Raw genomic sequence first — 1,360 nt, forward strand, 5'->3', positions numbered from 1 at the left:
ATGAGCGTTCACATTGGTCCGGAAATGGTGTTCACGTTGAATCGGAATTGGTGTTCATGATCGGCCGGAATATGCATCCCGGCGCTTTTCAAGATAATTGTCGCGTAAACCTGTTTTAAGCTGCCAATTTTGGCTCTGCCCCAGGTCGCTCTGGATTCAACATCACAGCGCCGAGAGGCGTCCAGTTTCGCGTGGCCTTGTTGAACAAACGCATATCTGCGCGGTTTGGGTTATGAAAATCAGAGGATGTCTCTGCGCCTCTCCATGTCTGAGACACTGGAATGCGGCTTTCAGATGAGATTTTCAGGCTCATGCCGAGCTTAACCAGAGAAAGATTCTTTTGTTCAACAACGCCGTTTCGCGTCGCTCTGCTCCACCTTGCGGGACAGGGTAAGAGCATGAATGCTCAGTTTTTGTTCGCTGCTCCTATCGGAGTTCGAATGCAAAAAAGGTAACACATAAAGTGTACTTTGTAAATGCATGTGCACTTGTTGACTACACATAGTTTTTGTTTTACCGTGCATGTACTTTGAGAGTGCATATGGGGTCGTCATGTTTAAGCATGAATCAGTAGCGAAAGCAGAAGTGAAAGGGGCGTTTCGAAAAGCAACCGAACGGTATGATGAGTTTTATAAGAAGCTTAAAACTGGGTTAGCAAAATTCAATTCACGAAAAAATCATCTACGGTATATCGAAGAATTAGTGCGATGCCGTGGTGAGTTCATGCTCGATCATCGGGTTTGTCACCACCATTCAAGCTGGCATTTCCATTCAGTCATGACATCGGTAGAGACGGAATTTCATCACTTAAACAATATCGGCAATATTTGTTGTTTGGTGATCGATGGCTGGGATAGCCGAAGAGTGATGAAAGGGGATATTAAAGGTCATCGCCGATTTTTAAGCCGGTTGTTTTTACATGAGCATTTCTTGATCCGCATCGTGCAGCGATTAGGGCTAACGGGTATTAAACAGATTGGCAAGGTGCTTTTTCCGCTGTTTAGTTACATCTTGCGTGAAAATCTGTCATTCCGATTATTAGGCAATGATGTGCATTTCATCATGCCTGACTATGTATTAGTCGCAGAAAAATTACCGAATAGTTATGGCTTGGTGCTTAAAACTATCTTGATGCGTGAGCATTTTAGTGCAGCTCAACTGGTGCACTATGAATCTGCTTATCAATTGATGCAGAAACAGCAAAGTGATTGCGTAATGTTAAATGGTGATACCGGCCATTTAATCGCAATGCATTTTGATGAGTCAGGCATTAATCAAACCTTATCCTGATTACCCATGATTAGCAGTCAGTTACCACGAACTATACTGATCTTACGTACAGTTATCGAGGTGCGAGATC

At 43.5% G+C, this 1,360-nt stretch carries 1 protein-coding gene; it reads left to right on the plus strand.

Annotated features, from left to right (window positions below; translation table 11 throughout):
* The first annotated feature begins 552 nt into the window (after nt 1–552).
* A complete protein-coding gene (locus OKC30_RS20865; RefSeq protein WP_270809813.1) occupies nt 553–1,290 on the plus strand; it encodes a hypothetical protein in 738 nt (245 codons plus the stop codon).
* The last annotated feature ends 70 nt before the right edge of the window (nt 1,291–1,360 follow it).

The organism is Aeromonas sp. QDB18 (assembly GCF_027705325.1).
GTDB lineage: Bacteria > Pseudomonadota > Gammaproteobacteria > Enterobacterales > Aeromonadaceae > Aeromonas > Aeromonas caviae.

Excerpts from the sequence above, each read along its gene's own strand:
- OKC30_RS20865 (WP_270809813.1), top strand. The coding sequence starts at position 553 with ATGTTTAAGCATGAATCAGTAGCGAAAGCAGAAGTGAAAGGGGCGTTT.